Origin of the sequence: Phytohabitans aurantiacus (genome assembly GCF_027923225.1) — a bacterium.
Classification (GTDB): Bacteria; Actinomycetota; Actinomycetes; order Mycobacteriales; family Micromonosporaceae; genus Phytohabitans; species Phytohabitans aurantiacus.
This window is the reverse complement of sequence record NZ_BSDI01000045.1, coordinates 59698-83016: the sequence shown is the minus strand read 5'-3', so window position 1 is coordinate 83016 and position 23319 is coordinate 59698. Positions and strand designations below refer to the sequence as shown.

Here is a 23319-nt window from a genome sequence, read left to right as displayed (position 1 = left end):
GGCGTGGCGGCGGGCTGTGTCGTGGTCAGGCCAACCCCGCTTCCTTGATCATCTTCACGGTCTCGTCGAGGGTGTCGAGGTCGTTGAGGTCGATCTTCGGGGCGGCGAGGCTGTCGAGCGCGGGCAGGCCGGGCGCGGTCGGTACGCCGGCGACCAGCGGGTACTCGAAGGTCTCGTTGGCGAAGTAGGTCTGGCCCTCGGTGCTGAGTAAGTAGTCAATCAGCGCCTTGGCATCCGGGTCGGTGGCGGCCTTCTTGAGCACGCCGGCGCCGGCCACGTTGACCAGGGCGCCCGTGTCGCCGCCCGTGAAGAAGTGCAGTTTCGCCTTCATCTGGTCGGCGGTGATGCCCTTCTCCTTGGCCTGCTCGAAGACGTAGTAGTGGTTGACGAGGCCGGTGGCGAGCTTGCCGTCGTTGATTTCCTGGACGATCTGGATGTTGCTCTCGCGGATCAGGGCGCCGTTGGCCTTGAGCCCGGTCAGGAACTCCTTGGCCTTCGCGTCGCCGTGCTGCACGCGCAGCGCCGTGACGAACGCCTGGAACGAGCCGTTCGTGGGCGCGACGCCGACCTTGTCTTTCCACTGTGGACCGGTCAGGTCGAAGACGGACTTCGGTAGGTCGGCCCGCGGCACCATGTCCACGTTGTACGCGAACACCCGGCTGCGGCCTGTCACGCCGACCCATTCGCCGCTGCGGGCCTGGTAGTTGGCCGGCACCTTGGCCAGTACGTCGGAGGGGAGCGGGGCGAACAGGCCGCGCTTGGCGACCGCGCCGAGCGCGCCCGCGTCCTGTGCGAAGAAGATGTCGGCGGGGCTCTTGTCGCCCTCTTCCTCGATCTGGGCGGCCATCTGGGCCGTGCTGCCGTACCGCACCTTGACGGTCATGCCGGACTGCTGCTCGAACTTCTCCAGCACCGGCGCCACCAGTGACTCGCTCCGGCCGCTGTAGACCGTGATGGTCTTGTCGCCGGGGTCGCCGCTGTCGAACTCGTCGCCGCCGCACGCGGCCGCGGCCCCGGCGAGCAATGCCAGGGGCAGAATGATCCGTACGCTGCGCAAAGTCACGAGTAAGGCATACCTCACTAAGGGTAGCCTTGGCAATCATTCTCCCAGCTCACTATGAGGATCCTCCCAGCTAGCTCCGATCTAAGGCTAGCCTTGCTTACCCTCGTCACGTGGCACAACCGCGCGTCGATACCGCCCCATTCGCGGCTAATCTTGTGAGTTTCGGCGACCGGCCGGCTCTGATCACGGCAGGCGGCACCGTCTCGTACGCCGACCTGGCCGCCCGGGTGGCCGCGACCGCCCGCCGGCTCGGCGGATCACCGCGGCTCGTGATGTTGAGCGGCGCCAACACGGTCGACGCGGTCGTGGCGTACCTGGCGGCCCTCTCCGGCGGGCACCCGCTGCTGCTCGTCACCGCCGGGGCGGCCGGCGACCTGGCGGCGGCGTACGACCCGGACGTCGTGCTGCACCCGACCGCGGGTGGGCTCGTCTTCGAGGAGCGGCGGGCCGCCTCCGCTCACGCCGTCCACCCCGACCTGGCGCTGCTGCTCAGTACCTCCGGCTCGACCGGGTCGCCGAAGCTGGTGCGGCTCTCCCTCGACAACCTGCAGGCCAACGCCGAGGCCATCGCGGAGTACCTCGACATCCGCCCCACGGACCGGGCGGCCACCACGCTGCCGATGCACTACTGCTACGGCCTCTCGGTGATCAACAGCCACCTGCTGCGCGGCGCCGGGCTCATCCTGACTGAGCTCTCAGTCACCGACGCCTGCTTCTGGGACCTGTTCCGCGCCGAGCGGGGCACCGCGTTCGCCGGTGTGCCGTACACATTCGATCTGCTGGACCGGATCGGGTTCGAGCGGATGCGGCTGCCACACCTGCGGTACGTGACACAGGCGGGCGGGCGGCTCGCGCCGGACCGGGTCCGGCGGTACGCGGCGCTCGGCCGCCGCGCCGGCTGGGACCTGTTCGTCATGTACGGCCAGACCGAGGCGACCGCGCGGATGGCGTACCTGCCGCCGGAGCTGGCCCCGACACGCCCGTCGACGATCGGGGTACCGATACCCGGCGGCTCATTCCGCCTCTCGCCGCTGCCCGAGGGTGCCCCCGGCACCGGTGAGCTTGTCTACAGCGGACCGAACGTGATGCTGGGATACGCCTCGGAGCCGGCGGACCTCGCCCTCGGCCGCACCGTCGACGAGCTGCACACCGGTGACATCGCGCGGCGGGCGCCCGACGGGCTGTACGAGATCGTCGGGCGGTGCGGCCAGTTCGCCAAGATCCGGGGACTGCGCATCGACCCTCTGCGGGTGGAGCACCTGCTCGACCGGCACGCCGTGACCGCGTACTGCGTGGGCGGCGACGATGAACTGCTGGTCGCCGCCCGCGAACCCGCCGACCCGGCCCGGGTGCGGCGCCTCGTGGTCGCCGGCACGGGCCTGCCGCCGGGCGCCGTGCGCGTCGCGGCGGTCGCGGAGCTGCCCAGGCTCCCATCGGGCAAGCCCGACCACGCCGCCGTCCGCGGGCTCGCCTTTCCAACGGGGCTCTCACCCGCCGACGACCTCTGCGCCCTGTACGCCGAGGTCCTCGACGTCGACGGCGTCACGCCCGACCACAGCTTCGTGAGCCTTGGCGGCGACTCGCTGTCCTATGTGGAAATGTCGCTGCGGCTGGAGCGGGCGCTCGGACACCTGCCCGTCGACTGGCACACGACACCCATCCGATCGTTGCGCGCCCCGTCCCGCCCGCGACGCCGCCACGCCCTGGACACCACGGTGGCGCTGCGCGCGGTCGCGATCGTGCTCGTCGTCGGCACGCACGCCACGCTGTTCAACCTCTCCGGCGGCGCGCACCTGCTGCTCGGCGTGGCCGGCTTCAACTTCGCGCGCTTCCACCTCACCGGCGCCGGGCGCGGCGAACGGTTACGCCACATCGGCGCCAGCATCCGCCGCATCGCCGTGCCGAGCGTCGCATGGATCGCCGCCGTCATGCTCGTCAGTGGACAGTACGGGCTGCCGAGCCTGTTCCTGCTCGGCGGCGTGTTCGGGCCGAGCCCGGGATGGTCGGGGTGGCACTTCTGGTTCGTCGAGGCGCTCGTCTACATCCTCGCCGTGGCGGCCGCACTGCTCGCGGTGCCGGCACTTGACCGACTCGAACGTCGCTACCCGTACGGGTTTCCGATCGGCGTCCTCCTCATTGGACTGTTGACGCGATACGATGTGTTCGGCTTGCGGGAGCACTACCATGTGCCGTCGGCCGTGCGGGTCTTCTGGCTCTTCGCGATCGGCTGGGCGGCGGCGAAGGCGACGACCGGGTGGCAGCGGGCGGTGGTCACCCTCGCGGCGGTGGTGACGGTGCCTGGGTACTTCGACGATCCCGCCCGGGAAGCGGTGGTGCTCGCCGGGCTCGTCCTGCTGATCTGGGTGCCGAGCCTGCCGAGCGCCGGCGTGGTGAACCGGGTCGCGGGGGTGCTCGCGGCCGGGTCGCTCTACATCTACCTGACGCACTGGCAGGTATACCCCCGCCTGGACCACCACAACGCTCTCCTGGCCGTCGTAGCATCCCTGGCCGTGGGCCTCGCCTACGCCGCCCTCGCGCCCCTCGTCCGCCGCGCCGCCGCCGCCCTCGTCCGCCGCGCCCGCGCCGCGGCCCGCTTCCGCCGATCAAGGGCGAACGCACGTGCTTCGATCTCAAAACCGCGTGCGTTCGCCCTTGATCGACAAGAAAGCCCTTGATCGGCCTCGCCCTGCGCGTCACTACGCCCCGCAACCCGCCGGGGGTCGATTGTGGATCGCGGACGGTGAGGCCGCGGGAGCAACGGCATGGACCCCGACGGGCGTCGCGGTAGCTCGGAACTCGATCCTGATCCATCTCACTTCCAGGAGGGCGCCGAAAGCGGCGTGTGCACCACCAGCTCGCCCGCGACGGCCATCAGGTAGCCGCTGTAGTCGCCGTCGGGCACGTCCGGGCCGGTGCGGGCCGTCATCGTGGTCTGCGCGACGCCGCCCGCCGGTACGGTCAGCGTCGCCGCTGCGAGGGTGAACATGGCCGCCGGCTTTCCGTCGGGGCCGGTGGCCCGGATCTCCAGGTCCATGGTGACCGGCGCCGCGCCGTGGTTGTGATACGTGACCGTCCTGGCTTCGTGCGGCGCCTGATGGTCGAAGGTGACGCCGGCCGGGCTGGTCGTGACGGTCTGCGTCATCGCCCGCACCACGTTGAGCCGGCCCGCGCCCTGCCCGAAGACGTCGGTGCGGGGCACCGGGTGCGCGGAGGCCATCAGGGCGGCCTTGAGGCGCTCGCCGGGCCAGTCGGGGTGTTGCTGGGCGAGCAGGGCGGCGGCGCCGGTCACGTGTGCGGTCGCCACTGAGGTACCGGACACGGCCACGGACTCGTCGCCGGGTTTCCCGAGCCGGCCGTCGGATCCACGGGCCGCGACGATGCCCACGCCGGGCGCGGTCAGTTCGGGTTTCACCGCGGTGCCGTCGATCGCCGGGCCACGGCTGGAGAAGCCGGCCAGCCGATCCTTCCGGTCCACCGCACCGACCGCCAGCGCCGCCGCCGCGCTGGCCGGCGAGCCCACCGACCGTGCCGGGCCGCGGTTGCCGGCGGAGACCACGAAAAGGGTGCCGTATCGAGCGCTCAGATCGTCTACCGCCGCCTCCAGCGGATCGGTGCCGGGCGTGTCGGGCGCGCCGACGCTGAGGTTGACGACCTTCGCCCGCTGCTCGGCGGCGGCCCACTGCATGCCCGCCAGGATCCACGACTCGGCGCATCCGCTGACCGCGCAGACCTTGCCGCTGACGAGCGTCGTGCCCGGCGCCACCCCGCCGCGACCGCCCACAATGGATGCGACGTGGGTGCCGTGCCCGTGCCTGTCGGTGTCGTCCTCGGAGCCGTCGGTGAAGTTTCGCGTCGCGCCGATCCGGCCCGCGAGGTCTGGATGGCCGGCGTCGACGCCGGTGTCCAGGACGGCCACGGTCACGCCCGACCCGGTGTAGCCGGCCTGCCACGCGGCCCGGGCGCCGATCTGCGACAGGCTGGTGTCGAGTTCGGGTTGGCGTATGCCGTCCAGCCACACCTTGCGCACACCCCCAGCGGTGAGGCTGGGCCAGAACCGGCCGCGGCGTTCATCGCGTACCGCGTAGGTTTCCTTGCCGGGCAACGGCCGCACCACGCGCGCCCCGGCGGCGGACCGGGCGGCCTGGCCGCTGGCGCCGTCGGCGTACGTGACGATCAGCGGCAGGTCGCCGCGCTCGTCGTCGTAGCCGCTGGCCAGCAGCGCGGTCACGTCGAAGAGCCGTTCGTCGAGGTGGCCGGCGCGCAGCGGGGCGACCGCGTCGCTGGGTACGACGCGCAGATGGCCAGCCACCCGGGTACCGGCGAACGTGATCTTCTCGCGGCCCGTGCCGGGCTGGGCCTTCCAGCGGTCCTGGCCGGCGCCGTGTACGACGATCCGGTCCCCGGTGAGCAGGGTGACCGATCGGGTCGTCTCGGCGCGGGCCGCGGCTGGCAAGTGAGCCGCCGCCAGGACGGCCGCGGCGAGAATCAGTGCCGTGGCGTATCGGCCGGGGGTGCACGGGAGGGGCATGGGTACTCCGATGCTGTCGTCGAGACCACCTGCCCCTTAGGTGTCCCGGCACCCCACTTCCCGTTGCACGCGGTCGTCGTCGACTACTTGAGGAAGGCGAATCCGGCCACGCCTACAGCCATTGCCGCGGCGCAGGCGAGGAAGCGGGTCATCTGCCAGCTCGTGCGGGCCGGCGCCCGTCGCTCCAGACCCTTCACGAACCGCCGTTGCTTCCACACCGCCCGCGCGCCGAACATGACGACGACGAGCACGGCCGGCCCGTAAGCCAGCAGCCACTGTGGAACGGGAAGGTTGACCACTGTGGACTTTCCCTGCAGGGCGATGCTGAGCGCCCGCGCTCCCAGCGCGGCCTCGATCAACGGCAGGAGCGCCGGGTGCAGGGCGTGTGCTCCCATGCGTCGCTTGACGAGGATGTAGTAGATGATCACTACGGCGATCGCGTCGAGCCACCACCATACTCCGATCGTGAGATAGCCCAGCATCAGCCAGCCGCCGGTCAGGCTCTGAACCCGGAGCACACCCCACAGGAGAATCAACAGGGCGACGGTGGTGTAGACGGCTAGCCGGATGGTCCCCAGCAGCCGGGACAGCGGCGCGCCCAGGAGCCAGCCAAACGCGACGAACACCACGCCGATGAACACCGCGTTGTAGAACAGCGCTTGGAAGAAGCTGCTCAGCAGGGCGTCCGGAGTGCTGTCCTGCGGCAGAAGGTTCGTCAGGAAATCCTCCGCGGTCGCGACCTGCCGGTCGGGATACAACCCGTAGGCCAGCAGGAAGACGCCAACAATGAGCACCACGCTCAGATACGACACGAGGCCGCTGTAGGCGTCTTTCTCGGGCTTCGCCACCTGCTCGTCGATGGGCTCGATGTTTTTGAACGGTAGGAACGCGATCAGAAACAGCCGGATCTCTCCAGCAAGCCACATCCGTTGTCCTTCGCGGGTGTAGGGGGAGACGGGGTGGTGGTGTTAACCCCACCCCGGGGTTCGGGGTGCTGCGCCCAGTGTGCCCAGCATCGTCCATCGGAATGATCGATGTCATCACGCGAAAGGAGAATCGCAATGAGACATCCATTCGGACGAGCTGTGGTTGCCGGTATCGTCGCCGCCATCGCGACGACGGGTGTGGCGGTGGCCGCGGTCCCGGCCGCGCACGCCGCCGACGCGGCGGTGGTGCGCACCGATCGGGGCATGGTTCGTGGTGCGGCGGGTGCCGACCATCGCACCTTCCAGGGAATCCCGTACGCCGCGCCGCCGGTCGGCGAGTTGCGCTGGGCCTCGCCCCGGCTGGCTCAAGCGTGGCACGGCGTTCGCGACGCCACCCGGCCGGGCAGCGACTGCGCACAGACGGCGGGGTTCCTCGGCGACCCGTCCAGCGACGCGGAGGATTGCCTCTATCTCAATGTCACCACGCCACGGCGGCAGGCGGCGCGGCCCAGGCCGGTACTTGTCTTCATCCACGGTGGCGGGTTCTTTTCGGGTTCGGGCCGGCTGTACGGCGCGGAGCGGCTCGCCGCCAACGGGGATCTCGTCGTGGTGACCCCGAACTACCGGCTGGGTGTCTTCGGGTTCCTGGCCCATCCGGCGCTCGGCGAACGCTCCGGAGACTTCGGGCTGGAGGACCAGCAGGCCGCGCTGCGGTGGGTGCGGCGTAACGCGGCGGCGTTCGGTGGGGATCCGGGCAACGTGACGATCGTGGGGGAGTCCGCTGGCAGCGTCAGCATCTGCGGGCACCTGGCCGCGCCGTCGTCGGCCGGTCTGTTCCAGCGCGCGATCATGCAGAGCGGTCCGTGCACGGTCACCACCGAGTGGCCGTACGCCCGCGACGGCGGGAACTGGTACCCCCGGCCGCGCGCGGTGGCCGATCGGGAAGGGGAGGCGCTGGCCGGCCGGCTCGGCTGCGCGCTGCCCGCCCCGGCCAGCGTCGCCACCTGCCTGCGCGGGCAGCCCGTCGCGGCGCTGCTGGAGGCGTCGGCCGGCGGGCAGGGCTACGGTCCGGTCTACGGCGGCGGGGTGCTCCCGATCGGTCCGGCCGAAGCGATGGCCACCGGCCGGTTCGCCCGCGTACCGGTGATCCACGGAACGACCCGCGACGAGCATCGCACCTTCGTGGCCGCCATCGAGCAGTTCACCGGGCACGTGGTGACAGCGGAGGACTACCAGGCGGAGGTCCAATCGGTACTCGGTGCCGATGCGCCGCGGGTCCTCGCGCGGTACCCGCTCGCCGACTTCCCTTCCCCCAGCGTGGCCCTGGCCACGGTGTGGACCGACGCGGCGTGGGCCTGCCCGGCGCTGGCCACCGATCGTGCCCTCGCGCGACACGTGCCCACGTACGGGTACGAGTTCGCCGACCAGGACGCGCCGTGGGCGGTCGACGGTGCACCGCCGAGCTTCCCGACCGGTGCGTTTCACGCGGCTGAGCTGCAGTACCTCTTCACCGACGAGCAGTTCCCCGGCCCTGTCACGCCCGCGCAGTGGCGGCTGGCCGATCAGATGATCGCCTACTGGAGCCGCTTCGCCCACACCGGAAACCCGAATGGGCCCGGCCTGCCGCACTGGGCGCTCTTCGACGATCGCACCGGGCTCGTGCGGTCGCTGGCCCCGGGGCGGATCGGCACCGCCGACCTCGGCCGGGACCACCGGTGCGGGTTCTGGCAGTCGACCGGGAGTTTGTGAAGCCAGGTTCACGACCGGGATGTGGGCTGCCGCGATGTGCGTCGTGCGCGATGCACGGCGAACGTCGCGGTAGCTCGCATGTCAAGCCAGAAAACGAGTATGCGGCGACGCGACTTCAGTCGATCATGTACGTATGACGACGCGACCGACGACCAGTATCTTGACTTTGCAGCACCGGATTCCGACCGACTGGGCAGCGGATTCCTGGGCCGAGGTGAGGCCTCTGATCGACGGCGTAGACGTCCTGAAGGAGGTCCACCCGGAAGGGCTGGCACCGAGTTGCCGATACTGGACAGGGGCGGCGGAGAGCTGGCCGCTGGCGGTCACGGACGAACCCCGCAGAGTCATGATCACGGAGCCGACCTGCACGGCTGGCTGCTGCGGCGCCCTGTACGTCACCATACGCCGCGAGGGCGATCAGGTGATCTGGGAGGCTTGGGAAAACACCAGCAACATCAATGCCCTGCCGGCGGACTTCCGCTTCGATATCCACCAGTACGAGGCTGAACTCGCGCGGGCTGCCGCGGACCGCAGCTGGGAGGAGCCGGTGGACACCGTTGCCCGGCTCCTCGAGCAGACCATCGCGGACAGCGGCTGGTTCGAACGCTGGGACTGCTTCCTCACGGGTGTCTGGCCACGACGCGAGGAGCCCGATCTCCCCGAGGAGCTCGCCAGCCCCGAGGGTGTTGATGTCTTGTTCCATCACGTGCGGGGATCCGGCGCGCGTACCGAGCACTCGTGCGAGTTGATCTTCATTCCCGACCTGTCCGTCGAGGAGCAGGTGCGACGGCTCGCGGACCAGATTCTGGCGGACGATCCGCGGAAGACTGCCGAGCGTTGATGATCCAAGACTCCTTACCGGCCACAGTCCTAGCGGGCCTCTCGGCTGATCCTGGCCCACTCGCGCGTCGCCGCGGGCTCCCATCTGGCGCGCTGCCGCTGGAAGAGTTTGGCGGCCCGGATGCCGATCCACCCTTCCGGCAGCAGCTCGACAGGGAGGGCGGGATCGAGCCGGGAGAGTACGCGCCAGGCGTGCACCATGCGCGTGACTCGCACGATCGGATCGCTCGACGATGGGCTGGAGAACTCCGCGACGAACTCCTCGTACGCCTGTGAGATCTCGTCGAGGTTCCACGCCTGGCGGACCAGGACCGGCAGGTCGCCGCCGCCCACGTGTTCGCAGAGGAAGATCTGTGCCTGCTCGCGCACGCCGGCCTCGTCGAGGGCCAGCTCGGCCTCTTTGATCCGGTCGGTGCGGGTGGTGACCCAGATCCCGGGCGCCGGGTTGCCGAAGCTCATCCACTGCATCCGGGTGCGCAGCAGGTGCCGCGCGGCGCGATTCGTCTCCGGCACCCGGGCCAGTACCTGTAGCCAGCGACGGTCCCAGCGGGGTTGCGTCGCGGTGAAGCCGAAGATTCGCTCGGCGCCGTGCTCGAGGTATCGCCCGAGCGCGGGGCTGAGCCGCCACCAGGTGTATCGACCCTCTCTTTTGGAGAGTAGCCACTCGTCTTTCGACGCGCGCATCAGGGCCTGCCGGCAGGCCCACTCGTCGACGCCGAGGCGTCCGAGGACGTCGATGAAAGCCGAGGTGGGCGCGGCCTGGCGGGTGGGGCGCACGTACTCACCGAGAACGGTGATCAGCAGGCCCCGCACGCCACCCGCGCCCATCGCGTACCGGCGGGAGAGGACGAACCTCTCCTCCGACACGGTGCCGAAAACGTCGCCTGTGTCGCGGTCGGCGGGCTCAGCCGCCTTGGAACGCATAGGCGGATCGTAATGGCACCCAGGGATGTTTAGCCCCAGTAGCCGACGGCCTGGCGGCCGAGGGATTGCTGGCCGGCGCTGTTGGCGTGGCAGCCGTCGGAGACCTCGCCGGTGCGGAGCCGGAAGACGCCGGGATAGGTGACGTTCTGCGTCGTGTCGGCGGCGGCCTGGCGGGCGAGACTGTCGGTCAGTTGCGGGCCGTTGGCGCCGGCCAGGAAGCAGCTCTGGCCGGCGTCGTAGAGCGGCTGGCCGGAGATGATGATGGCCGCGCCGGGGGCGGCGTGCTGGCGCGCGTTGGCGATGAGGCGTTTGACCTCGTCATAGGTGGCGCCGTTCTGGGCGAAGATGCAGATCTGCACCCACACGGTGTTCGGCCGCCCGAACCTTGCCGACTGCTGGTCGAAGCGCTGCCAGGCGCTGGAGTTGGGGTCGGTCCAGGACTGCACGACCAGGCCGCCGGTGCCGTAGGGGCCCCACATGCGCCGGCCGCCGACCGCGACGTAGCCCTGTGCCACGTTTTCGGCCATCGAGCAGCCGATGAAGCCCATCGTGTTCGCCCCGCCGGTGGGCGGCGGCGACGTGGGCGGCGGTGTGGTGGGCGGCGGTGTGGTCGGCGGCGCGGACGTGGGCGGTGCGGAGGTCGGGGGTGCGGTGGTGGTGGGGGTGATGCCGCCGGTGCAGACCGTGCCGTTGAGGGTGAAGCTGGCTGGTGCCGGGTTGGTGGCGTTGTTCCAGGAGCCGTTGAAGCCGAAGCCGGCGCTGGCGTTGGTGGCGAGGTTGCCGTTCCAGCTGGCGTTGCGGGCGGTCACCTGGGCGCCGCTCTGGGACACGGTGGCGTTCCACGCCTGGGTCACCTGCTGGCCGGCGCCGAACGTCCAGGTCAGCGTCCAGCCGTTGAGCGGGTCGCCCAGGTTGGTCACGGTCACGTTGCCGGTGAAGCCGCCCTGCCACTGCGAGCCGATCGTGTAGCCGACCCGGCAACCGGCGGCGGCGGACGCCCCGGTTATCGACACCGCGCTGACCGCTGCCGCTGCCGCCAGCGGAACGGCGATCGCGGCGAGCATGCGGAACCGAGATAGGCGCATGGCCCCCTCCTCGAACGACATTTCATCGAAGTCTGTCGCTGAGACGATAGGACAGTGCGCTGACGGGCGTCAACGGAGACGTCCAACGCAAGGCGTGGTGACACGGTGGTTGGCATTGACTTCTGTGAAAGCCGCTACGAGGATGGGAGCGCTTCCACTCTCATCCTTCGATGTCCTGGAGGGCGGCCGGTGAACCGGACGAAGATCAGCATCGCGGTGGTCACCGTGCTCGCGCTCGCGGGCGTCGGTCTGGGGACCGTCAGCGCGTACGCCGAAGAGGTCGAGCACATCGACAACGGCACCTTCGACAGCTCGACGGCACCGTGGTGGGCCACGGAAAACGCGCCGATCTCGGCCGTCGACGGCAAGCTGTGCTCCCAGGTGCCCGCCGGCACCACGAACCCGTGGGACGCCAGCATCGGCCACGGCGACATCCCGCTGGTCGACGGCGCCCCGTACTCGTTGACCTTCACCGCCTCGGCCACCACCGCCGTGACCGTCAAGGCGAACGTGCAGCTCAACGAGGCGCCGTTCACGACCGTGCTGTCCCGCGACATCGCGCTGACCGCCACGCCGCAGACGTTCACCTACGACTTCACCGGCAGCCTCGACTCCACCAACGGCGTGTTCACGTTCCAGCTCGGCGGTGGCGCCTCGGCGTTCACCTTCTGCCTCGACGACGTCTCGCTGACCAGCGACGACGCCGGGCAGCCCGGCGACCCCGAGCAGGTCGAGAACGGCGGCTTCGAAGAGGGCACCAGCGGCTGGTTCACGTACGGCACGACGACGGCCGGCGTCGAGAACGGGCAACTGTGCGCGGACGTGCCGGGCGGGCTCGCGAACCCGTGGGACGCCGGCATCGGCCAGAACGGCGTGGCGCTCGTGCAGGGCGCGGAGTACTCGTTCTCGTTCCGGGCCAGCGCCGACCCGCCGTCCACCGTGCGGGCCGCGGTGCAGCTCGGCGAGGAGCCGTGGACGGCGGCGCTGTCCGAGACGGTCGCCATCACGGCGACGAGCACGGTGTACACGTACACGTTCACCTCGCCGGTCGGCAGCGAGAACGGCCAGGTCGTGCTCCAGGTCGGCGGCAACGCGACGGCGTACCGGCTGTGCCTGGACGACGTGTCGCTGCGCGGCGGCGAGGAGGAGCCGCCGTACGTGCCCGACACCGGGCCGCGCGTGCGGGTCAACCAGGTCGGCTACCTGCCCAAGGGTCCCAAGAACGCGACCGTGGTGACCGCCGCGACGGCGGCGCTGCCGTGGCAGCTGAAGAACGCGGCTGGCGCGGTCGTCGCCGACGGGCAGACCACGCCGCGCGGCGTCGACCCCGCGTCCGGCCAGAATGTACACACAGTGGACTTCACCGCGTTCGGCACGGCTGGCGCGGGATACACGCTCACCGCCGACGGCGAGACCAGCCACGCCTTCGACATCTCCGGTGACCTGTACGGCCAGCTGCGCTCCGACGCGCTGCAGGTGTTCTACGTGCAGCGCAGCGGCATCGCCATCGACGGCAACCTGGTGGGTGAGCAGTACGCCCGCCCGGCCGGCCACCTCGGCGTGGCGCCCAACAAGGGTGACACCGACGTGCCCTGCCAGGCCGGCGTCTGCGACCACCGGCTCGACGTGCGTGGCGGCTGGTACGACGCGGGCGATCACGGCAAGTACGTCGTCAACGGCGGCATCGCCACCTACCAGCTGCTCAACTCGTTCGAGCGCACCAAGACCGCGGTCACCGCGAAGCACGGCGCGGGCCTGGGCGACAGCACGCTGCGGGTGCCCGAGCGCGGCAACGGCGTACCGGACATCCTCGACGAGGCGCGCTGGGAGCTGGAGTTCCTGCTGCGCATGCAGATCCCGGCCGGCAAGCCGCTCGCCGGCATGGCACACCACAAGATCCACGACCAGAACTGGACCGGGCTGCCCATGCAGCCCGAAGACGACCCGCAGCAGCGCGAACTGCACGCGCCGACCACCCAGGCCACGCTCAACCTGGCCGCCGTGGCAGCGCAGGGCGCCCGCCTGTTCGCCCCGTACGACGCCGCCTTCGCCGCGCGTTCGCTGGCCGCAGCCAAGACCGCGTACGCCGCCGCCAAGGCGAACCCGGCCCGGTACCAGGACCCGAACGACAGCACCGGCGGCGGCACGTACGGCGACACCGACGCCACCGACGAGTTCTACTGGGCGGCCGCCGAGCTCTACCTGACCACCGGTGACGAGGCGTACTGGCAGGAGGTGACCGCCTCACCGCACCACACCGCCGACGTGTTCACCTCGTCCGGCTTCGGCTGGGGCAGCACCGCGGCGCTCGCCCGCCTCGACCTGGCGACCGTGCCCAGCGGCATCACCTCGACCGAGCGGCAGCGGCTGCGCGCATCGGTGACCGCGGCCGCCGACCGGTACCTGGCGACGGTGCGCGCCGAGGCGTACGGGCTGCCGATGAAGGGCGACGCCGGCCACTACTTCTGGGGCGCCAACAGCAACCTCATCAACAACGCGGTCGTACTGGCCACGGCGTTCGACCTGACCGGCGACGCGGCCTACAAGGACGGCGCCGTGCAGAGCATGGACTACATCTTCGGCCGCAACGCGCTCAACCAGTCCTATGTGACCGGTTGGGGCGAGAAGAGCAGCCAGAACCAGCACAGCCGCATCTTCGGCCACCAGCTCGACGAGAGCCTGCCGAACCCGCCCGCGGGCACCATCGCAGGCGGCGCCAACGCGGGCCTCGACGACCCGTACGCCAAGCAACTGCTGAGCGGCTGCAAGCCGATGTTCTGCTACGTCGACCACATCGACTCGTACGCGACCAACGAGCTGGCCATCAACTGGAACTCCGCTCTGGCCTGGATCGCCTCGTTCCTCGCCGACCAGGGTGACGGGCAGGCACCGGCGCCCGGCCGCTGCACCGCGAAGTACACCAACTACGGCACCTGGGCCGGCGGTGGCGGCTTCACCGGGCAGGTAAACGTCACCAACACCGGCGGTACGCCGATCAACGGCTGGACCGTGCGGTTCGCGTTCACCGGCGACCAGAGGCTGCGCGAGGCGTGGATGGGGAAGGCCACCCAGTCCGGCGCGACGCTGACCGCACGCAACGAGAGCTACAACGCCCGGATCGACCCGGGCGGGCAGGCGATGTTCGGGTTCAACGCCACCACCACGGGCGGCGCGAACCCGGCTCCGCTCCTGGTGACGCTGAACGGCGCCGCCTGCGCGATCGGCTAAATCAAGGTGTCCGGTAGGTCGTAGACCGGCCACCCGTCGGAGCCGCGCCGCATTGTCTGGTGTGGGCGGTGCGGCTCCGACCTGCCGGGCGCTCACTGCTCGGGGCGGTCGCGCTCCTGCCAGGTACACAGGCAGACCTTGTTTCCGTCGGCGTCGGCGAGGATCCAGAAGCTGGGCGCGTGCTCGTCGCTGACGAGCGTGCCGCCCGCGGCGAGCGCGGCGACGATGCGCGGCCGTACCTGCGCGGGCTCGACCCACACGTCCGGGTGCCAGCGCTGGCGCGGCTCCTCGCTGCCCGACCGCTGGAACCACATCGTCGGCAGCGCGCCGTGCGGGTCGTTCAGCTCGTCCTCCAGCTCGGGCACCGGGCTGTCGGCGAACGCCAGCACCGCCCGCCAGAACGGCCGGATCGTCTCGAACGCGGGCGCGTCGAGAGCCAGTTCGAGGCGGGAGACGGACGCGGACTCCGTGCGCAGGCCGGCGTCCGCGGCGAGCGCCGAGATGGTACGGGCCAGCCGCACGTCCCGCTCGGTGACCCCGTTGGCGTCGTGGCTGCTGAGCCGGGCGTCGAGGTGCGTGTAGCGCAGGTCGAGGTCGGGGTGGTGGTCCTCCCGCTCGGCCGCCTCGGCGATCGCGTTCAGCAGCGCCACACCGGTGGCGAAGTCCGGTGTACTGATGCGCGTCTGTAGGCCACCGATCAGGTAGGCCCACCCGTCAAGCCCCGCGTCGGCGATCTGCTTCCCAGTCAACTTGCCCATGAGCCCATGCTTCCGCGATCGCTGGCGCTTGACACGTGCGCCACCGCCCTCATATATTTCGTTCGTCCGAACTAAATAACTGAGTGTCATGCATGGGGGATTTCATCGTGCTCAACAGACGCCAACTGATGCGTACCGTCACGGCCGTCGTCGCGGCGGGCGCCGGAATGGCGGCGGCCCAGCCAGCCTTCGTGCAGGACCGGGCCACCGGCCAGACGACGCCGTCCAGCGACGTCGTCGACGTCGTCGGCACCTCGGCCGGCTTCACCATGCCGAGCAGCCACCGCGCCGGTTTCGTCACCTTCGACGTGCGCAGCACCCACCCGCAGGGCGGGCTGTTCGCGCTGTGGCGGCTGCGCGCCGGGACAGCGCTCGACGACGCGCTGCGCTACGCCCTGATGGGACTGTCCGACACCAGGTCCGAGTCGATCGAGGGCGGTCGGGGCATCCAGCAGCGGGTCGACATCCTCGGCGGCGCGGCGGTACTGCCGGGAGAGCGTGTGTCGTTCACCTCGCTGCTCCTGCCCGGCACCTATCACCTGGTCAACTACCAGGACCTGCGGGAGGGCGGCGTGCCGCGGGCCGCCGAACGGCTGCGCACGCTCACCGTCACCAAGCAGTACGGCGCCACGCCGCCGGTCGCGTCCGCCACCGCCGTGTTCACCCTCACGGCCGGCCGAGCGGCGTACCGGATGCCGACCCAGCTGCGCGTTGGACAGCCGCTGCTGATGGTCAACTCGATGCCGCAACTGACCGAGGCCGTCTTCATGCCGGTGCTGCCCGGCACCACCCACGAGCAGATGAGGGAGTTCTTCGCTGCCGCCGACCGCGAAGACTGGGACGTCCCCGTGCCCATCATCGGCGGCCCGGTCGGCCTGCCGGCGCTGAGCCCCGGCCGTGCCACCATCATCCGGACGTCGTTGCGGCCGGGACCGTACGCGCTGGTCACCTGGTATCCGGACTTCGACACCGGCAGGATGCTCGCCGCCGAAGGTCAGTTCGAGCTCGTGACGATCACTGGATAGCCTGGCCGCGTGGAGATCGCGCTGGTACCCGCCGCGAAGTCAGCCGACGCCGCCTGACTCGCGGTGGGACCGGCTACGCGATGACGAACACGTAGACGATCGCCGCCGGCAGCGAGACCGCCATCAGTGGGAAGACGACCGATATGAGGTACGGGATGAACGTGCCCCAGGCGTCGACCTTGACGGCGTGGCTGTCCGGGTCCTGTGGGTCGTAGACGACCTCGACGCGGCCGCCGGTCGACCGGACGCCGGGTGTGGACCCGGTGACGGTCTTGCCGTCGGCGGTGGTGAAGCGGTAGCTGTCGAACACCAGCCGGCCCTGGTAGGACGAGCCGGTCACCTCGCCGGTCACGGCGATCCCGCGGCGCCGCCTGGCCAGTACCAGCTTCCAATGCCGGAACCAGGTCGCCACCGTGACGGTCGTGCCGATCGGCGTCATGATGAGCCCCATCAACACCCACGCGCCGTCCTCCCCGGCGGCGTCGGCGCCGCCGACCAGAAGCGCCGCTCCGGCGATCAGGTACGCCAGCACAGACAGTGTGATGACGATGCGCCGCCGCTTGCGCGTCCACACCGACGCCCGCCGCTCCGACTTGACCACGCCGGCCCGCTTCCGCGCCTTGACCGGTGTCAGCGCGCCGGCGACCGCCTCGGCGAAGGCGTGCGCGGCGGTCTTGTTGGGTGCCACCAGCGTCCGGTCCATGTCCTTGACCAGAAAGACGCGCACGCGCTTTCCATCCACCTCCAGGCGCTCGATCGCCGTCAACGGGATGCGGTCGACCCGCCTCCGGTGGGTGATGACGATCTCGTTGCCGGAGAGCAGCGCGTTGCCGAGGCGCTGCTCGGTCTTCGGCGGCACGGGGTCGCTGCTGGTGGCGCGGTACACGGTCGGCACGGCAGGACTGTAGCGAACCGCCTCGCCGTGCGGGGGCTACGCGGGGGTCAGGGTGATTGTCACGGTGGTGGTGTAGAAGTCTCTTGCCGCTGGGCCTTGCTCGCGGGGGCCGTAGCTGGAGTCCTTGTCGCCGCCGAACGGGGCGTGGAAGTCGACGCCGGCCGTCGGCGCGTTCACCTTCACCATGCCGGTCTCGAAGCGCGGCGCCAGCGTCAGCGCCGCCGTCAGGTCGCGGGTGAACAGGGCCGCCACCAGCCCCTGCCGCACCCCATTGGCGGCCTCGATCGCGGCCTCTGGCGAGGCGGCCGGCACGACGGCGCAGATCGGACCGAAGATCTCGTCGGTGAGCAGGGTGTCGCCGTCGGGAACGGCGGTCACCACCGTCGGGGCGACGAAGAAGCCGTCGCGGTCGAGCGCCGCCCCGCCGGTCAGCACCTTCGCCCCACGCCCGGCGGCGCGCCGCGCGGCGTCGACCACCGCGTCGCGGGCGCCCTCGTCGATGACGGGTCCGGCGACGGTACCGGGATCCGCCGGGTCGCCGACCGAAAGCGCCTCGACGGCGGCGGCGAGCCGTTGGGCGAAGTCGTCAGCGTCACCGACCACGATGACGCGGCTGGTGGCGGTGCACTTCTGCCCGGCGTACCCCATGGCGGCGCCCGCGATCGTGCGCGCCGCCGCGTCGAGGTCGGCGTCGGCCAGTACGACGGAGGGGTTCTGGCCGCCCATCTCGCACTGTACGGGGATGCCCCGCGCGGCGGCCGTCTCCCGTACCCGCCTGCCCACAGCGGTGGAGCCGGTGAACGAGACCACGTCGGCCGACTCGACCAGCGCCGCACCCGCCGCACCGCCGCCGGTCACCACCGTCAGGGGCAGCGCGTCTCCGAACAGTTCCGCCAGCCGCAACGCCACCGCCGGTGACTGCTCGGCCGGCTTGAGGACCACGCCGTTGCCGAACGCCAGGGCGGGCGCGGCCTTCCACAGTGGAATCGCCACGGGAAAGTTCCACGGCGTGATGAGGCCGGCGACGCCGTGCGGGCGGCGGCGGGTGTGCAGGAGTGAGACGCTGTCGCTGGCGGGGAAGACGTCGCCTTCGGGAAGCAGGGCCGCCTGTGCGAAGTACCGCATGATCGCGACGCCACGGGCGACCTCGCCGCGGGCCTCGGCCACCGGTTTGCCGACCTCGCGCACGACGAGCCCGGCCACCTCGTCCGCGGCGCCCGCCAGGGCCTCGGCGCACGCGCTCAGCGCGGCGGCGCGCTCGGTCGCGGGCCGGCGTGCCCAGCTGGCGCCGGCGGCGCGGGTGCGCTCGACCGCCGCGGCGACCTCGGCGGCGTCGCTGTCGGGCGCCTGTACGACCACGTCGCTGGGCGCTTGCGGGGAGGTACTTACGATCTGCGACACGGCACTACTCCTCAAGAACGGCCGACCACGGTCACGGGGTTGCGCAGCGTTCCCACGCCGGCGATGTCGATGACCACGACGTCGCCCGCGCGCAGCGTGAAGTCGCGGTCGGGGACGACGCCGGTGCCGGTGAGCAGCACGGCGCCGGTGGGGAAGTCGAGCGATCGGGTCAGCCAGTCGACCAACTCCTCGGGCCGGCGGGCGAGCTGGCCGGTCGAGGTGGTGCCGGAGTACGCGTCGGTGCCGTCGCGCTCGACCCGCACCGCCACGTCGAACGGGCCCTCGACCTGCCACGCGGGCACGATCGCCGGCCCCAGCGCGCAGGCGCGGCTGTAGATCTTGGCCTGCGGAAGGTACAGCGGGTTCTCGCCCTCGATCGAGCGGCTGCTCATGTCGTTGCCGACGGTGTAGCCGAAGATCTCGCCCGCGGCGTTGACCACGAGGCCCAGCTCGGCCTCGGGCACGTCCCAGCCGGAGTCGGCGCGGATGCCGACCGGCTCGCCGTCGGCGACGACCCGCGCGGCGGTGCTCTTGAAGAACAGCTCCGGGCGGTCGGCGGCGTACACGTGGTCGTACAGCTTGCCGTGTCCGGCCGGCTCGGACTCTTCGCGCCGCCCCTCCCGGCTGCGCTGGTACGTCACGCCCGCGGCCCACACCTCCTGCTCGTCGACGGGCGCGAGCACCGTGCCTGCGGCGTCGGCGGGCGCGGCGGCCGCCTCGTAGACGGCGCGCGCCTCAGCGAGCGGCAGCGCCAGCAGTCCGGCGAGGGTCTGGTCGAGGGCGAGCAACTGGCCGTCGCGGCGGACCACCCAGCGGCGGCCGTGCACGGGGTGCTCGACGTGGATCAGCACGTCCACCAGGCTACGTCCCGCCAATGTCAGTTCTTCGCTGGCGTACCGCAGCATTTCTTGTACTTACGCCCAGAATCACACCAGCAGGCGCCGTTGCGATCGGGTGGCCACGACCGCACCCGATCAGGGCGTGTCGCGACGCACCACCGGCCGTAGCCTTGGCGGGTAGCCTGGGCGGCCGGGTCGAGGCCCTCCCGTAGGGCATACGCCTCGTAGCCGTCGAGGCTTCCGGTGACCAGGTGCACCTGGGCCGCGCCGGCATCGCGGTAGCTGCGGGCCTCCCGCTGGATCAGCGTGGTGTAAGCGTCGTAGTCGTCGCCGTAGTGTTCAGTCGACCTGGGGTAGCGAGATCGGGCCGCGGTGAAGTCCTCTCGCGCCCAGCGCAGGACGATCCCGTTGAATGCCGACCCGTCGCGGGGCACATCGAGCGCTCGGCCCGGCGGCAGGCGGTTCAGCGCTTGGTCTATCAGCTTCATAGCCTGCGCGAGTGACTCATTGTCGATCGCGTCATCGTCGAGATCCGCGTCCGGACCTTCCAGCAGGATGCGCTGGGTGATGAGCAGCTCACGTCGGTAGGGCTCGACCTGGGGGTCATCGCCGGCTTCGTCCGCCCGATCGAGGCCTGCCTGGCACCATTCGAGGGCCAGATCGTCGTGCTCGGCATCGATCAGCATCTCCGCCATGTCATTGAAGACCCGAAGGTCGCCGACGCCGCCGGGTTGGTCGTCGAGTTCCGCCCGCAGCGACCGCTGGGCCTCGTCGGCTTCCTGCGCACGCCCCAGCTCGTACAGCTGCTCGACGATGCCGACCTGAGCGTCCCGGCCGGTCTCACCACCGAAGCCCACCGCCCGGCGGAACAACTCCAGCGCCCGCTCGCCGCCACCACCGCCGCTGCCGCGGGCGATGAGCCAACCCGCGTCCAGCAACGCGCGCGGCTCGTCCGGGTCGCCGGGATGCTGGGCCGCCCACTGCTCACACTCCACGGCGGACCGCATACGTCCTGGTGCGGCACAGAAGATCTCATACGCGCTACGACCGGTGCCAACCGGCGAAGAACCGTCCACGTCGCGAACTTACCGGCAGCCGCCGATGCCGGGCCGCGGAGGTGCGGGCCAGGCGCGGCGAGACCGGCTGACGCAATCGGATTGGTGACGAAGTGGGCTGCCGTACGCTGGCGCGATGGTCGATCGATGCCGAAGGATTACCGAGTCGCGGATCTTCGAGGTGGCCATCGTCTTCGCCATCGTCGCGAACGCGATCGTGCTGGGCATCGAGACGTACGAGCACCTCGGCTCCGCCCGCCCCCTGCTGCACGGTCTGGAGTGGACATTCCGTGGCGTGTTCGTCGCCGAGATCGCCATCCGCATCATGGCGCACGGCCGCCGCCCCCAGGACTTCTTCAAGCACGGCTGGAACGTCTTCGACTTCGTGGTGATCGCCGCCGCCTTCATCCCCGGCCTGCACGGCGAGTCACCCGTGCTGCGCATCATCCGGATCGCGCGCGTGGTGCGACTCGTACGCTTCTCACCCGGCCTGCGTACGATCGTGGCGGCGCTCCTGCGCAGCCTGCCCGGCGTGGGCGGCTTCCTCGCCCTCGCCATGGTGACGCTGTACGTGTACGGGATGGCGGGGTGGCTCATCTTCGGCGAGCGGTACCCGGACGAGTACGGCACGATCGGGCGCGCGGTGCTGACGCTGTTCGTCCTGCTGTCCCTGGAGACGCTGCCCGACCTGATCGACCAGGGCTTGCAGGTCTCGCCCTGGACCCTCGTGTACTACGTCAGCTACGTGCTGATCACCGCGAACCTCCTGCTGAACATCCTGATCGCCGTCATCGTCAACTCCATGGAGGAGGCCCGCCGCCTGGAGATGACCGAGCGGATCGCCGCCGACGAAGACCACGACGGCATCCCCGACGAGATCGACCGCATCATGATCAGCCAGCACCTCGACGACCTCCGCGCCCTCGTCACCAAACTCGAACGCGAGCTACGCATCGACCGCGAAGAAAAGCACTAACCGGGCTACCGCGACGTCCGCCGTGCGCAAGACCGCTGCTCCCGCGGCCTCACCCTCCGCGCCCGCGGGGCTCTCAACGGATGTTCCAGGTCAGGGATCTGCCGTCGTTCGCGCACAGCCGCGCCCGTCCTCTTCCCCCGACGCCGCCGCCCGCCCGCGACGGCGTGTCGCCACGCCTTGTGCGCCGATCAAGGGCGAACGCACGCGGTTGGATCTCTTTTCCGCATGCGTCCGGCCTCCAGGCCGGCCCGGCGCGGCGCCGGACCGGCGCCGCAGCGCGGTGGGGCGCGGCGCCTGGGTGGCGGGGCGGGGTGGGTTATAGGTGGGGGCCGAGCAAGGTGAGGTCGGCGGGGGAGAGGCGGTCGCTGGCGGTCTTGGCCTGGTGCCAGTACGGGTACAGCAGGGGCTGCGCGCTGACCTTGTCGAGGCGCCGCCGGTCGTCGTCGGTGAGCACGAGGTCGGCGGCCGCGAGGTTGTCGGCCAGCTGCTCGCTGGTGCGGGCACCGACCACCACCGTGCTCACGGCGGGACGGCCGAGCAGCCAGGCCAGAGCGACCTGCGCGGCCGATACGCCGTGCGCCTCGCCGACCTGCACCAGGACCTCGACGGTGTCGTAGAGCTTCTCCTGGTCGTACACGGGCGGCTCGTCCCAGTCGGTGAGCTGGCGGCTGCCGGCGGGCGCCTCCTGGTCGCGGCGGTACTTGCCCGAGAGCAGGCCACCCGCGAGCGGGCTCCACACCAGCACGCCGAGGCCCTGGTCGACCGCCGCCGGGATCAGCTCATACTCCGCGTCGCGCGCCTGCAAAGAGTAGTAGATCTGCTGGCTGACCGGCCGGGGCAGGCCGCCGAGCTGTGCCGTGCCGATGGCCTTCATCAGCTGCCAGCCGGCGAAGTTGGACAGCCCGACATAGCGCACCTTGCCCGCCCGCACCAGCAGGTCCAGCGCCTCGAACGTCTCTTCCAGCGGGGTCAGACCGTCCCACTCGTGCAACTGGTACAGGTCGATGTGGTCGGTCTGGAGCCGCCGCAGGCTCGCCTCGCAGCCGGCGACGATATGGTGCCTGGACAGGCCCGCGTCGTTGGGGCCGGGGCCCATCGAGAAGCGCACCTTGGTGGCGAGCAGCAGGTCGTCGCGGCGGCCGCGCAGCACCTCGCCGACGATCTCCTCGGACGCGCCGTCCGAGTACACGTCGGCGGTGTCGATGAGGTTGATGCCGGCCTCGACGCAGCGGTCGACCTGCCGCCGCGCCTCGTCGACGCCGGTGGTGCCGACGTTGGCGAAGACGCCCTTGCCGCCGAACGACATCGTGCCCATCGACAGCACCGAAACCTGAAGGCCCGACTGGCCCAACGCCCTGTATTCCACAGCCCCACCGTAGTCGCTGCCGCCTCGACCGTCGCCACGATCAAAGACAGTGACAGACCTGGATTCGAGCTACCGCGATGTCCGTCGCGTGCGAGACCGTCGCTCCCGCGGCCTCACCCTTCGCGACTCACAACCAATCCGGCGCGGCGTCCGATGTGGACGGGGCTTGGGACCGCGGAGGACGAGGCCGCGGGAGCAGCGGTCTCGCGCACGACGGACATCGCGGTAGCTCAAAATCTCATGGTGTCGAGGCGTGGCCGAGGGCGGCCTCGACGATGCGGATGGCCTCGGCCGGGTCGATGCCGAGGCTGGTGATGACCGCCGCGTAGTCGCGGGCGGCGCGGTGGGCCTGCTCGCGGGCGTGTTGGCCGGCGGCTGAGACGAAGGATCCGGAGCGTCCGCGGGTCTCGATGAGGCCGGCTTCTTCGAGCTCGCGGTATGCCCGGCCGACGGTGTTCACGGCGAGGCCGAGGTCGGCCGCGAGCCGGCGGATCGTGGGCAGTCTCGTGCCGACGGCGAGCGAGCGGTCGTGGATCTGGCTGGCGAGCTGGACCCGGAGCTGCTCGTACGGCGGTGTCGGTGAGGCCGCGTCAATGACGATCACCGCTCGGCCTCCGCGTGATCCGCTTGATGCATGGCGCCGCCTCCGAATGTCGCAACT

Annotated in this window: 18 protein-coding genes; 6 read left to right on the top strand and 12 right to left on the bottom strand. The window is 70.7% G+C overall.

The window, feature by feature from the left end; all coding sequences use genetic code 11:
- Nucleotides 1-25 precede the first annotated feature (25 nt).
- On the bottom strand, nucleotides 26-1057 hold the full coding sequence (locus QMG73_RS33925; protein ID WP_407676893.1) for an iron ABC transporter substrate-binding protein: 1032 nt from the start codon (nucleotides 1055-1057) through the stop codon (nucleotides 26-28).
- A 116-nt stretch (nucleotides 1058-1173) separates the two neighbouring features.
- Between QMG73_RS33925 and QMG73_RS33920 the strand changes: the two genes are divergently transcribed.
- Entirely contained in the window at nucleotides 1174-3738 is a 2565-nt protein-coding gene (locus tag QMG73_RS33920; protein WP_281902618.1) for an AMP-binding protein, read from the top strand.
- A gap of 137 nt (nucleotides 3739-3875) precedes the next feature.
- On the opposite strand, the gene QMG73_RS33915 is transcribed toward QMG73_RS33920, so the two are convergent.
- Both QMG73_RS33915 and QMG73_RS33910 read right to left on the bottom strand, forming a co-directional pair.
- Complete coding sequence (locus QMG73_RS33915) at nucleotides 3876-5591, bottom strand: S8 family peptidase (RefSeq protein WP_281902617.1); 1716 nt, start codon at nucleotides 5589-5591, stop codon at nucleotides 3876-3878.
- An 83-nt stretch (nucleotides 5592-5674) separates the two neighbouring features.
- A complete protein-coding gene (locus tag QMG73_RS33910; protein ID WP_281902615.1) occupies nucleotides 5675-6517 on the bottom strand; it encodes a hypothetical protein in 843 nt (280 codons plus the stop codon).
- A gap of 135 nt (nucleotides 6518-6652) precedes the next feature.
- Between QMG73_RS33910 and QMG73_RS33905 the strand changes: the two genes are divergently transcribed.
- Nucleotides 6653-8266, top strand: coding sequence for a carboxylesterase/lipase family protein (locus QMG73_RS33905; protein ID WP_281902613.1), 1614 nt, complete (start codon nucleotides 6653-6655; stop codon nucleotides 8264-8266).
- 133 nt (nucleotides 8267-8399) lie between these two features.
- The gene (locus QMG73_RS33900) at nucleotides 8400-9107 is read left to right on the top strand and encodes a hypothetical protein (RefSeq protein WP_281902611.1); all 708 of its coding nucleotides are present in this window, start codon (nucleotides 8400-8402) and stop codon (nucleotides 9105-9107) included.
- Between the two features lie 29 nt (nucleotides 9108-9136).
- Here the strand turns inward: QMG73_RS33900 and QMG73_RS33895 are convergent, their stop codons facing one another.
- Both QMG73_RS33895 and QMG73_RS46510 read right to left on the bottom strand, forming a co-directional pair.
- A complete protein-coding gene (locus tag QMG73_RS33895) occupies nucleotides 9137-10030 on the bottom strand; it encodes a PaaX family transcriptional regulator (RefSeq protein WP_281902609.1) in 894 nt (297 codons plus the stop codon).
- Nucleotides 10031-10059: 29 nt separating this feature from the next.
- On the bottom strand, nucleotides 10060-11115 hold the full coding sequence (locus tag QMG73_RS46510) for a cellulose-binding domain-containing protein (protein ID WP_407676892.1): 1056 nt from the start codon (nucleotides 11113-11115) through the stop codon (nucleotides 10060-10062).
- A gap of 189 nt (nucleotides 11116-11304) precedes the next feature.
- Here QMG73_RS46510 and QMG73_RS33885 point away from each other — a divergent pair, with 189 nt between their 5' ends.
- Nucleotides 11305-14343 (top strand): glycoside hydrolase family 9 protein, encoded by a 3039-nt coding sequence (locus tag QMG73_RS33885; protein WP_281902607.1) that lies wholly within the window; start codon nucleotides 11305-11307, stop codon nucleotides 14341-14343.
- 92 nt (nucleotides 14344-14435) lie between these two features.
- On the opposite strand, the gene QMG73_RS33880 is transcribed toward QMG73_RS33885, so the two are convergent.
- Entirely contained in the window at nucleotides 14436-15101 is a 666-nt protein-coding gene (locus QMG73_RS33880) for a 4a-hydroxytetrahydrobiopterin dehydratase (RefSeq protein WP_281902605.1), read from the bottom strand.
- A 107-nt stretch (nucleotides 15102-15208) separates the two neighbouring features.
- Between QMG73_RS33880 and QMG73_RS33875 the strand changes: the two genes are divergently transcribed.
- Nucleotides 15209-16126, top strand: a complete 918-nt coding sequence (locus QMG73_RS33875; RefSeq protein ID WP_281902604.1) for a hypothetical protein — start codon at nucleotides 15209-15211, stop codon at nucleotides 16124-16126.
- 73 nt (nucleotides 16127-16199) lie between these two features.
- Here QMG73_RS33875 and QMG73_RS33870 read toward each other — a convergent pair whose 3' ends face one another.
- The 4 genes from QMG73_RS33870 to QMG73_RS33855 are packed head-to-tail and all read right to left on the bottom strand — an operon-like array spanning nucleotide 16200 to nucleotide 20268.
- Nucleotides 16200-17021, bottom strand: coding sequence for a DUF3592 domain-containing protein (locus QMG73_RS33870; protein ID WP_281902602.1), 822 nt, complete (start codon nucleotides 17019-17021; stop codon nucleotides 16200-16202).
- 36 nt (nucleotides 17022-17057) lie between these two features.
- Nucleotides 17058-18422: an aldehyde dehydrogenase family protein gene (locus tag QMG73_RS33865; protein ID WP_281902600.1), complete on the bottom strand. Its 1365-nt coding sequence runs from the start codon at nucleotides 18420-18422 to the stop codon at nucleotides 17058-17060.
- Nucleotides 18423-18433: 11 nt separating this feature from the next.
- Nucleotides 18434-19273, bottom strand: coding sequence for a fumarylacetoacetate hydrolase family protein (locus QMG73_RS33860; RefSeq protein WP_281902598.1), 840 nt, complete (start codon nucleotides 19271-19273; stop codon nucleotides 18434-18436).
- A 26-nt stretch (nucleotides 19274-19299) separates the two neighbouring features.
- A complete protein-coding gene (locus QMG73_RS33855; protein WP_281902596.1) occupies nucleotides 19300-20268 on the bottom strand; it encodes an SEC-C domain-containing protein in 969 nt (322 codons plus the stop codon).
- A 184-nt stretch (nucleotides 20269-20452) separates the two neighbouring features.
- Between QMG73_RS33855 and QMG73_RS33850 the strand changes: the two genes are divergently transcribed.
- On the top strand, nucleotides 20453-21292 hold the full coding sequence (locus QMG73_RS33850; RefSeq protein WP_281902595.1) for an ion transporter: 840 nt from the start codon (nucleotides 20453-20455) through the stop codon (nucleotides 21290-21292).
- Nucleotides 21293-21608: 316 nt separating this feature from the next.
- Here QMG73_RS33850 and QMG73_RS33845 read toward each other — a convergent pair whose 3' ends face one another.
- Nucleotides 21609-22658, bottom strand: a complete 1050-nt coding sequence (locus QMG73_RS33845) for an aldo/keto reductase (RefSeq protein ID WP_281902594.1) — start codon at nucleotides 22656-22658, stop codon at nucleotides 21609-21611.
- A 238-nt stretch (nucleotides 22659-22896) separates the two neighbouring features.
- On the bottom strand, nucleotides 22897-23262 hold the full coding sequence (locus QMG73_RS33840; RefSeq protein WP_281902592.1) for a GntR family transcriptional regulator: 366 nt from the start codon (nucleotides 23260-23262) through the stop codon (nucleotides 22897-22899).
- Nucleotides 23263-23319 lie beyond the last annotated feature (57 nt).